Raw genomic sequence first — 10,920 nt, 5'->3', positions numbered from 1 at the left:
GAATATTGTTATTCTATAGATTACAGATAAATTGTGAAAGTTTTTTAAATTAGTTGTTGATAATGTATACAAATTCATGTATAATGATATCGAAATAATTTGAACTAGATTTACACAACAGATTATTTGCTAGGTCGTGGCTAACAAGTATATGTAGAGTGTATGGTTCGTGTATAAATATTACTTTCCACGAAAGAACCTTTAGGAAGCTGAAGGTTTATTTTGATAGTAGAAGAATACTGGGTGAGAGGAATATAAGTTATTCTATGTAGTCGATGTATAGGACTTAGTTTATAAGTAATGTTGTAAAGGAGATTTATATGGGATTAAATCGGATTTATAAAGTAGTTTGGAACAAAACTAAGGGATGCTATGTAGTAGTGTCTGAATTAGCAAAGCGTGTAGGGCGCAATAAAGCTAAAGCGATTGTGATGAGTACAGCAGCGATGGCTATGGCGGTAAGCCCTGTCTTAACAAGTACAGTTGGTGCAGCTCTGAATCAGGCTGGTACAGGTTCTGATAACGCTGTAGCCCTTGGTGAAGCGGCAAATGCGAATCAGGCACGAGCTGTCGCTATAGGTAAAGGGGCAACAATTAGTAGTGGCCAAGATACAATTGCGATTGGTAGTGATACTAATGCAAAAGGTCACACTAGTATTGTCATTGGTAAAAATGCTAAAACTACAAATGATGCGGAAGGTACTGTGGTTATCGGCCGTGATGCATTCAGTGAAGGATCCGGTAATGGAGGGCGCCCTAACACAGTGGTTGGTCGTGGTGCCTACACAGCATTTGGTCTAAATGGAGAGTATCGTTTGAATGCGGCTACGGCTTTTGGTTTCCAAGCTGGAGCTGGTCTTCGTACAGATTCTAAAAATAGTAATAAATTAATTAATAATGAAACCAATGCGGACAATAATGCAGAGGTGCTTGTAAAAGCTGGTTATGGTCTAGATGAGAAGGCTCCTGCAGATACGAAAGCAGCATTACAAGGGGGTAATGTAGATAAAAATTTAACCTTTTATCGTAAAAATCATATTAATGAAGCGACTGCCCTAGGTGCGGAGGCTCGTGCCATTGGTGACCAATCTATCGCTATCGGTGGACAGGTAGTTGCTGGTGACGGTGTTGTTGCCTTAGGTGGTAATGATACTGATGCATTGCGTGGTAATAAATACCAGGTGGTAACAGACGATGCGGTGAGAGGAACGAATGTAAATACCGTTGATGACTATAATTTACGATATACTGAAAGCACTACAACAGTAGCAGGACAATATAAAAACCTAGTAGGTCGTGATATGCCAACTGCATATAAATCTACATATGGTCAATCTGGTTCCGTCGTTATCGGTATGGAAGCCCATTCTACGACAGCTTTGGGTACAGCTATCGGTACTAACTCCGTAGTACGTATGGGTGCTTTCGGTGCCACAGCTATCGGTGCTGGTTCTACGGTACAACCAAATGCAGAAGCCGCAGTAGCTATCGGTATGGGTTCCGTAGCGAATGGTGCCTATGCGTTAGCAGGTGGTACAGCATCTTGGGCAGATTATGGTGATATTGCCTTAGGCTACCAAGCAAAAGCTACTGGTAAAGATGGCGCTATTGCTATGGGTCGTGCTACGAATGCACAAGGTGATTCCTCCATCATGATTGGTGGTGCGAATATCGCCTCTGCAGCAGCTCAAATGACAAACTACCAGAAAGATAATGGACAGGTTGTGAAAAAAACTGTCACTGAAAAAATCAATGGTAAAGATGTAAAACGGGAATATACTTTTGCTGGTACGACTCCAAGTACAGGATCGGTAGCTGATGCGTATAAAGTATTGACTGGTCTTACTATGGAAACAACTGCACTTGATTTTGCTAGAAATAAAAATGGTCACGCCTCCACATCCTTAGGTGTGCATGCATTATCTAAAGGTGATCTAGGTACAGCTATTGGTGCTGGTTCTCGTTCTGATGCAATTGGCTCTGTAGCCTTAGGTGTAGGTGCTCATGCTACACGTCAAAATGCGGTGGCTATTGGTACTGGTTCTACTACTGATTTAGTAGGTACACGTCAATTAAGTGTAAGCTACGATAAAGAAGGCAATATTGTTGACGATAACTCACCAAATAAGGCGTATACGTTCAACTGGGCTGGTGGTACAAACACAGCTGAAGGTGACGTGGTATCCTTTGGTAGTTCTGGGGCAGAACGTCAATTGAAAAACGTAGCAGCTGGTCGTGTAGCAGATGATTCTACAGATGCTATCAATGGTTCTCAGTTAAATTCTATTTCTAAAAAATTAGCTACAGGTTGGAACATTGCTGGTGATCCTAAAACTAAAGTGGCTGGTATTGGCACAGACGACCAAGTAAACTTTGTAAATGGTAATGGTACTACTGTGACTGTTACGAAACAAGAAGAAGTAAAAAATGGTAATACTGTAACCACAGCAAAAGGCGCGAATGTAAAATTCGATGTTAAAGCTGCAGATGGATCTATTACATCAGATGCAAATGGTATTTCTGTGAATACAGATGGTGATACCATTGGCAAAACAGCAGATGGCAAACTAAAAGCTAATACTGGTACTATTAATACTGGTGATGACGGAAAAGCAGCTCCTAATACAGGAGATGGAAATAAATTAGCCACTGTAGATACAGTGGTAAATGCTGTGAATAATGCTGCTTGGAAAGCAACTGCTGGAAACGATGGTTCTGGTACAGAAACTGGTAAATCAGAAGAAAAAATTAAAGCTGGCGACTTAGTTACTTTCAAAGCTGGTGACAACCTTGCTATTAAACAAGAAGGTAAAAACTTTATCTATTCCTTAAAACCTGAATTGACAGGTTTAACGAGTGCTGGTTTCAAAAATGCGGCTGGTGACACAACTGTGATTGATGGCAATGGTATGACAATTACTCCAAAAGATGCGCCAGCAAAGCCAGTATCTTTAACAAAAGATGGCTTAGATAATGGTGGCAAAACAATTAAAAATGTTACATCTGGTTTGACAAATTATGATCCTGGAACACCAAAAGCAGGTCTTGTAGATTTAAGTAAACCAGCTACAGGTACTCCAGTTCTTGATACTACAGCAGCTACTGTAGGCGATTTACGTAATATGGGTTGGGTTGTATCTTCGGACAAAACAACAGGTGAATTAACAAAAGCATACACAGCCCAAGTAAAAAATGCTGACGAAGTAAAATTCGTAGGAGAAGGTGGGGTTACTGTATCTGGTAAAACAGAGAATGGTATTCGTACAATCACTGTGAAAGCAGAGGCTCAAGAAATGCCTGAGCAACCTGTAAGTTATACAACTGCAGATGGTACAAAAGTATATCCAGTAAAAGATGCAAATGGCAATGTGACTTACCATACAACTCCAGATGGAAAAGGTGCTGAAATCCCTAAAGAGAATGTGATTGCTTCTATCAATGGTCCAGAAGGTACTAAGGCACCAACTACATTATCTAATGTAGCAGGTAACTTAGATGGTGCTAAAAAAGATACACAAGCTCCAACTACTAACCATGCTCCTGTTAATACAACAAATGCAGCAGGTCCTAACTATGTAAATCCTAACAATGCAGCTACTGTAGGAGACGTATTAAATGCAGGTTGGAATTTGCAAAATAATGGTACTGCGAAAGATTTTGTAAAACCATATGACACTGTAAACTTCGTAAATGGTGCTAATACAACAGCAGTTGTAACAACTAATGAAGATGGTACAACAAGTAATGTTACATACAATGTAACAGGATTACCTGTAACATACACAGATAAAGATGGTAAGCCAGTATCTAAAATTGGTGATAAATACTATCCAGTGAATGAGAAAGGTCAACCTATTACTCCAGATGGTAAACCAGCTGTAAAAACTAATGCAGAAGGTAAACCAGTTGCAGAAGATGGCACTGTTATTGAACCAGTAGATACTACAAAACCATTAAAAACTGCCTTAGTAAATCCAACTCCAGCAGGAGATAAAACAAATACAACAGATCCAACAGCATTAAATAATGTAACATCTGGTTTGAATAAATATGGTGATACAGTTGATGGAGCACAAGTACCAGGATCTACACCTGCGAATAATGGATTAGTAGATTTATCTAAACCAGCAGATGGTAGCGAGCCAAAAGTTAGCGATAATACAGCGGCTACTGTAGGTGATTTACGTAATATGGGTTGGATTGTATCTTCTGATAAAACAACTGGTAGTCTAGATACACCTTATACAGATACAGTGAAAAATGCTAACGAAGTGAAATTCGTAGGTGAAGGTACAGCCACAGTATCTGGTAAAACAGAGGGAAATGTACGTACTATCACTGTAAAAGTGGATGATCAAGCATCTGCAAATAATGCGGTATCTCCTGTAGTATACACAGATGAAAATGGTGATCGTGTATATCCTACTGGTGAAAAAGATCCACAAGGTAACCCAATCTTCAAGAAAAATCCAGATGGTACTGGCGATACTGTAACTGGTCCAGTGAAAACAAGCATTAACGGACCAAAAGGTACAAAAACTCCAGCTACTTTGGACAATGTGAAACATAATTTACCAACTGTAAATGATGCTGATAAAAAAGCATCTGATGTAGATGGTAATCCAATCGATGGCAAAAACAATACAGCAGCTCCTATTACAGCAGCAGATGCAGCTGATTTATTGAACCCAACAAAAGATGGAAAACCAAATCCTAAATTTGCTGGTAACAATGCAGCTACAGTATCTGATGTATTAAATGCAGGTTGGAACTTACAAAATAACGGCGAAGCTCGTGATTTTGTAAAACCATATGATACAGTAAACTTCGTAAATGGTGCGAATACAACAGCTGTAGTAACTACAGCAGCAGATGGCACAACAAGTGATGTAACATACAATGTAACAGGATTACCTGTGACGTTCACAGATAAAGATGGTAAACCAGTATCTAAAATTGGTGATAAATACTATCCAGTGAATGAAAAAGGTCAACCAGTTACTCCAGATGGTAAACCAGCTGTAAAAACTAATGCAGAAGGTAAACCAGTTACAGAAGATGGTACTGTTATTGAACCAATCGATACAAAAGCAAATCCATTGCAATCTAATTTGGTGAATCCTAATGTAGAAAATACAAAAGAAAAACCAAATAACCAAACTACAAGTCCAACACAATTGGGTAATGTAGCGAATGGTGCTAATACATTTGATCCAGTAGAGGATAAAAAATTAGGTAATGATGGTAAATGGTATAATGCAGCGGACGTACTTCCAAATGGTCAACCGAAAGAGAATGTACAACCAGTAGCAAAACCAGATAATGTTGGTAAAGCAGGTTTGATTGACTTCAGCAACTCTAACCCTAATAATGCAGCTACTGTAGGTGATTTACAAAACTTAGGTTGGATTGTATCTGCAGAAGGAAACAACTACTCTGATCAAGTACGTAATGCTAACGAAGTGAAATTCGTAGGTGAAGGTACAGCTACAGTTACTGGTAAAACAGATGATAAAGGTGTACGTACAATTACTGTAAAAGTGGACGACCAAGTGTCTACCAATAATGCTGTGACTCCTGTAGTATACACAGATAAAGATGGTAACAAAGTGTATCCAATTAAAGGTGATGATGGCACTGTAACATATCACACAACTCCAGATGGAAAAGGTGATAATGATCAAGTTGTTCCAAATAATAATGTTGTTACATCTATCAATGGTCCTGAAGGTACAACATCCCCAACAGAATTGAAAAATGTGAAAAACAACATTCCAGCAGTGAATGATGCTGATAAAAAAGTTACAAACCCTGATGGTACAGAAAAAGGAACTGCAGGAGATGTAAACAATATCAACAAAGCTCCATTGACAGCAACGGAAGCAGCTGATTTATTGAACCCAACAAAAGATGGAAAACCTAACCCTAACTTTGTTGGTAATAATGCGGCCACTGTATCCGATGTATTGAATGCAGGTTGGAACTTACAAAACAACGGTACTGCGAAAGACTTTGTAAAACCATATGACACTGTAAACTTTGTAGATGGTGCGAATACAACAGCAGTAGTAACTACTAATGAAGATGGCACAACAAGCAATGTTACATACAATGTAACAGGATTGCCTGTGACGTTTACAGATAAAGATGGTAAGCCAGTATCTAAAATTGGTGATAAATATTATCCAGTGAATGAAAAAGGTCAACCAGTTACTCCAGATGGTAAACCAGCTGTAAAAACTAATGCAGAAGGTAAACCAGTTACAGAAGATGGTACTGTTATCGAACCAATTGATACAGCAAAAGATCCATTAAAATCTAATATGGTTAACCCGAATGTTGCTAATACAGCAGGTGCACCAAATAATCAAACTACGACTCCAACACAGTTGGGTAATGTGAAAAGTAATTTGCCAACTGTAAATGATGCTGATAAAAAAGCATCTGATGTAGATGGTAATCCAATTGACGGTAAAAACAATACAGCAGCTCCTATTACAGCAGCAGATGCAGCTGATTTATTGAACCCAACAAAAGATGGAAAACCAAATCCTAACTTTGCTGGTAACAATGCAGCTACAGTATCTGATGTATTGAATGCAGGTTGGAACTTACAAAACAACGGTACTGCGAAAGACTTTGTAAAACCATATGACACTGTAAACTTTGTGGATGGTGCTAATACAACAGCAGTAGTAACTACTAATGAAGATGGCACAACAAGCAATGTTACATACAATGTAACAGGATTACCTGTAACGTTCACAGATAAAGATGGTAAACCAGTATCTAAAATTGGTGATAAATACTATCCAGTAAATGAAAAAGGTCAACCGGTTACTCCAGATGGTAAACCAGCTGTAAAAACTAATGCAGAAGGTAAACCAGTTACAGAAGATGGCACTGTTATTGAACCAATCAATACTGATGAAAATCCATTACAAACTAATTTAGTGAATCCAAATGTTGCTAACTCTAAGGAAGCACCAAATAACCAAACGACAAGTCCAACACAATTGGGTAATGTAGCGAATGGTGCTAACACATTTGCTCCAGTAGATGGCAAAAAAATGGCTAATGATGGTAAATGGTATCCAGCGGATCAAGTAGAGCCTAATGGTCAACCTAAAACAGGGGCAGCACCAGTAGATGTACCAGCTAACATTGGTAAAGCAGGTTTGATTGACTTCAGCAAGTCTAACCCTAATAATGCAGCTACGGTAGGTGATTTACAAAACTTAGGTTGGATTGTATCTGCAGAAGGTAATAACTACTCTGATCAAGTACGTAATGCTAACGAAGTGAAATTCGTAGGTGAAGGTACAGCTACAGTCACTGGTAAAACAGATGATAAAGGCGTTCGTACTATCACTGTAAAAGTAGATGACCAAGTATCTACGAATAATGCACAAACACCTGTGAACTATACCAATAAAGATGGTAAAAAAGTATATCCAGTAAAAGATGAAAATGGCAATGTAACTTACCATACAACTCCAGATGGAAAAGGTGCAGGAGATGAAACAGTACCAGCAGGTGATGTGATTACATCTCTAAATGGTCCTGAAGGTACAACCGCTCCAACAACATTGAATAATGTGAAAAACAATATCCCAGCAGTGAATGATGCTGATAAAAAAGTTACAAACCCTGATGGTACAGAAAAAGGAACCGCAGGAGATGTAAACAATATCAACAAAGCTCCATTGACAGCAACGGAAGCAGCTGACTTATTGAAACCAACAAAAGATGGAAAACCTAACCCTAACTTTGCTGGTAACAATGCAGCCACAGTATCTGATGTATTAAATGCTGGTTGGAATTTACAAAATAATGGCGAAGCTCGTGATTTTGTGAAACCATTTGATACTGTAAACTTTGTAAACGGTGGTAATACAACTGCAGTGGTAACTACAGCAGCAGATGGCACAACAAGCGATGTGACTTTCAATGTAACAGGATTACCAATTACATATACAACAGCAGATGGTAAACCAGTATCTAAAGTGGGCGATAAATATTATCCAGTAAATGAAAAAGGTCAACCAATTGGTCCAAATGGTAAACCAGCTGTTAAAACAGCTCCAAATGGTGACTTATTAGATGAAGCGGGTAATGTAATTCAACCAATTGATACAGCAAAAGATCCATTGAAATCTAATATGGTTAACCCTAATGTTGCTAATACAGCAGATGCACCAAACAATCAAACTACGACTCCAACACAATTGGGTAATGTAGCGAATGGTGCGGAAACTTTCAAACCTGCAGATGATGTAAAATTAGCGAATGATGGTAAATGGTATAATGCAGCAGATGTAAAACCTAATGGAGCACCAAAAACAGCAGAAGAAAACAATGGAAAAGCGCCAACTCCAGTAGCTAGCCCGTTGTCCACAAAAAATAAAGCTGGTGATGTTCTTGAAAAAGGTAATGATGGCAACTGGTATAAATCTAGTGACTTAGAAAAAGGTGAACCTAAGCCTAATGCAGAGGAACAATTCCCAGAACCAGAAACAAAACCAGAAAATGCTGATAAAGCAGGATTGATTAACTTTGCAAACTCTAACCCTAACAACGCAGCTACTGTAGGCGACTTACAAAACATGGGCTTTGTAGTATCTGCAAAAGATAATGGTTATACAGAGCAAATGCGTAATGCAAACAAAGTAGAGTTCAAAGGTGCTAATGGTGTACAAGTAACTGGTAAAACATTAGAAGATGGTACTCGTGAAATTACTGTAGCTTTAAAAGAAGGTCGTGTAACAAATGATGTTCTTATCACTGATAAAGATGGTAACGAAATTCATGGTGTACGTGGTGAAGATGGTAAAATCTACACAAAAGACCCTAAAACAGGTAAAGCTACAAAAGAAGAGATTCCAGTAAAACCTTCCGATACAGTGGCAAATGATGGTAATGCTTATGTAACAGGTAACTCTGTAGCTACAGCTATTCAAAAATCTGGTTGGAATATTGGTATTGGCTCCACAGATAAAGCTTTCAGTGAAGAGGCTAAAACATATGAAAGAGTTAACCCTAAGGATAACGTAAAATATGTGAATGGTGCGAATACAACAGTATCTATGGTAGTGGATGCAGCGGAAGATAAAGATGGTGCTACAGTAACAACTACGTATGTAAAAGTAGATGTAAACCGTGACCTTCATATCGACAGTGTAACAACTGGTGGTCCTGCAAAAGATAAAGCTGGTAACCCATTGAAACAAGTTAATGGTGAATACTATCCAGAAAATGCATTAGTAAATGATGGAAAAGTATATCCAGCAGGTACAGTGATGATCGATGGCAAACCATATCCAGCAGGTTCTGCAAAAGACCCTAAAACAAAAACGGTTCTTAAAGATGGTAAACCAGCTCCAGAAGCACAACCATTAAGAGCAACTCCAAAAGATCAGTTAGCAGATGGTAAAGACGGTGCTATGACTGTGAAAGACGCTAAAGGTAACGATGGCGTATCTGCTACAGCTAAAGATGGTAAAGGTACTTTAACATTGAAAGATGCTGGCAAAGATGGTAAAGATGCTTCTCAAGTAGATATTTCTACAGCAAAAGCACCTGCTGATTTGGAAAATACACCAAAAGATGCAGTTCGTGCTAATGATGGTAACTGGTATGCACCAGCAGATGTTACAGTAGAAGTAAAAGATGGAAAAACTGTAGTAACACCAAAAGCAGGTAAAACTCCGATTCCAAATGCACCAACTATGGATCGTATCCAATACACAGGTACAGATGGTAAACCTCGTAATGTAGCTACTATGGATGATGGCCTTCGTTTTGTAGGTGATGATGGACAAACTATCAGTAAACCGTTGAATTCCACTATGGAATTTACAGGTGGTAACCGCGAAAATGGTAAGCCAGTGGCGAAAGCAGATACAACAACAGGCAATATTGGCGTATTCCATGACAATGGTAAATTATCTATTCAATTAGCAAAAGATCTAGAGAAAATGAGTTCTGCTAATTTTGAGAACCCAGATGGAACTTCTACTAAGATTACTGGTAATGGCTTATCCATCACTCCTGAAACAGCTAAATTGAAAGATCCAAAAACTGGAAAACCAATCCTTGATAAAGATGGTAATCCAAAAGTAGATGCTACAAAAGTAGTATCCTTTGGAGCTCCAACTGCTGTGACTGATCCAAAAACTGGAAAACCTATGGTAGATCCAGCGACTGGAAAACCAGTGATGAAATCTGGCATCTCTGCAGGTGGTCAAGTGATGGCGAATGTGGCACCAGGTGTCCTTGATACAGATGCGGTTAACGTATCTCAGTTGAAAGGTGTAGCGAATAACATCAATATGCGTATGAACCGTATGGGTGCGCAAGCTGCAGCTATGGGTGCATTACGTCACTTACAATATGATCCATTAGAGCCAACAACAATTATGGCTGGTGTGGGTACATATAAAGGTGAAGCTGCCTTAGCATTAGGTATTGCACATTACAAAAATGAGTCTACCTTATTCCATGCAGGAGCATCTATTGGTAGCCGTGGTGATGAATTAATGGCGAACGCAGGTGTGAGCTGGAAATTTGGATCCCGTGCAGATGAAACGGCAGTAAAAGACACATTCCGTCAAGGTCCTATCAGTTCTTCTTATACTTTACAAGATAAAGTATCAGCCTTAGAAGCACAAAACCAAGTGCAAAAAGATGAAATTAATAACTTAAAAGCACAATTAGCGGAAGTGCTTCAATATGTTAAGAAAGGTTAATCTTTCTTACAGAGGTATATTTCTTAGAAGAATGATATAGAAATCTGTGACTAAGATAAAAGGGCTGCAATGGATATGTAATGACATATTGTATTGCAGCTCTTTATCGATTTTGCATAATTAAAGTAATTTATTGATAAAATATTAGTCTATATCGAAAATTATAGTATAC

At 38.6% G+C, this 10,920-nt stretch carries 1 protein-coding gene; it reads left to right on the top strand.

Annotated features, from left to right (window positions below; genetic code table 11):
- Nucleotides 1-320: 320 nt before the first annotated feature.
- Nucleotides 321-10,748 carry an ESPR-type extended signal peptide-containing protein gene (locus EO119_RS06795; protein WP_126941141.1) on the top strand — a complete coding sequence of 3,476 codons (10,428 nt, stop codon included), beginning with the start codon at nucleotides 321-323 and terminating at the stop codon, nucleotides 10,746-10,748.
- Nucleotides 10,749-10,920 lie beyond the last annotated feature (172 nt).

The sequence above is a fragment of the Veillonella sp. CNR 79/14 genome, assembly GCF_003992185.1.
GTDB lineage: Bacteria > Bacillota > Negativicutes > Veillonellales > Veillonellaceae > F0422.
This window is presented reverse-complemented; position numbering and strand designations above follow the sequence as displayed.

What these genes read in the sequence shown, in the direction of transcription:
- EO119_RS06795 (WP_126941141.1), top strand. Translation starts at nt 321, where the DNA reads ATGGGATTAAATCGGATTTATAAAGTAGTTTGGAACAAAACTAAGGGA.